Annotated in this window: 1 protein-coding gene; it reads right to left on the minus strand. The window is 51.6% G+C overall.

Annotation, left to right across the window (positions count from 1 at the left end; genetic code table 11):
* Positions 1 to 1,558: condensation domain-containing protein (locus LC093_RS20165; RefSeq protein ID WP_226669290.1), on the minus strand; the 1,558-nt coding region annotated here is incomplete at both ends.

Genomic DNA, 1,558 nt, shown 5'->3' on the forward strand with positions numbered 1-1,558 from the left:
TAGGCGGTCTCCTCTTCCACTTCAGGAGTCTCACCTTTTACCAGTGCATCGTAGTACTGGTGCACTGTGCGCATTAAAATCGGGCCACTCCAACCGTCACTGATACTGTGATGTGTAGTTTTAATTAGCGTATATCGATTGTCGGGTGCTCTAATCAAATTCAAGCGAATTAACCCTGACTTCGACAAATCAAAGCGCTTTGCGCGATCACTGATTTGTAATTTTGCAATCGCTTTCTCGTACTCTTCACGTGTCCGCTGACTAAAATCATGTAACGTGAAGTGTTGCCGCGAAATACTCGCTTTCGCCGTAATCACCTGCAATACCTGATCATCCCGCCAATCAAACGCAAGCCGCAAAACAGGATAGCGCAATGAGGCCAGCCGCCACGCGGCTATATACAAATCAACATCAAGATCCTCCGCGTCATAATCTAATAACAGCTGCACTCGATAAGCATCCGAACTGGGGGCATTGAGATGAAGAGCTACAAAGCCCTGCTGAAGGCTAGTAGCAGAAAAAATATTCGAGACATCATAGCTCTGATTAATCCGTTTGAGCGTATCGATAGAAAGCGCTGGTACTGAGTAATCACTCGGTGTTTTCACTCCGCCTCTCGCGGCCACACCTGAAGCTTGCTCAATAACCTCGAGCAAAGCAGATTCTATGGCTTTGCCTATCGCTTTCACCCGATCAGATGGCAATACCGATAACAGCCCGAAATGTAGTTGACCGTCGAACACCATGGCATTCACGCTCAACAGTGCGAACTGCACGTTTTCAACCGCCGACGAATGCCCGGTCACATCACTGGTAATATGCCAGTACATCGGCTGTTCACGGTTGTCGAACGTGTTCGGCCCGTCACCCAATTGCCCCAGATAGTTAAAACTTATTTCAGACAGCGGGCTATGCACCAGCAGGCCCGCCTGAGTCAGTGCACCAAACCCAATGCCTTTATCGGGAATACGGCGAAGCGATTCTTTAGTTTCAATGATCACGTCCTCCAATGAGGCGCGTGCCTGCAGACGCACGGGGTAGGCAGTGGTGAACCAGCCGACGGTGTGCGAGACATCAATCGCATCATCAATGGGCTCGCGACCATGTCCCTCCAGCGTGATGTGGAAGGTATCACGGCCAAAGCTGGCCTGAAGCGCCTGCGTTAGAGCCGCCAGCAACAAGTCATTAATTTCGGTGTTGTAGCCTTCGTTCGCTCGGTGTAACAACTGATCCGTGGCCTCTTTCGAGAGCACAACCTCACATGTGTGCGGGCTATCTGCCAAATCGTCGCCAAGTTGCTCAAACAGAGACTGCTGACCCGACGTTACCCCCTGCCAATAACCCACATCTCCCTGATGACCCTCGGCGTAATTTTGTACAGCCTGCACCCACTGGCGGTAACTGCTGGTTTTGGGGCCGAGCGCCCCACCGCTCAGCAACTGCTCCACGTCTTCCGCCAAAATCCGCCAGGAAACCGCATCGATGATTAGGTGATGGAAGGCAAAGAAAAGACGGGCACTGCCATCCGCATAGCCGTGTAAATACGCCGCCTGCCACA

It is taken from the genome of Microbulbifer aggregans (genome assembly GCF_020524005.1).
GTDB classification, from domain to species: domain Bacteria; phylum Pseudomonadota; class Gammaproteobacteria; order Pseudomonadales; family Cellvibrionaceae; genus Microbulbifer; species Microbulbifer aggregans_A.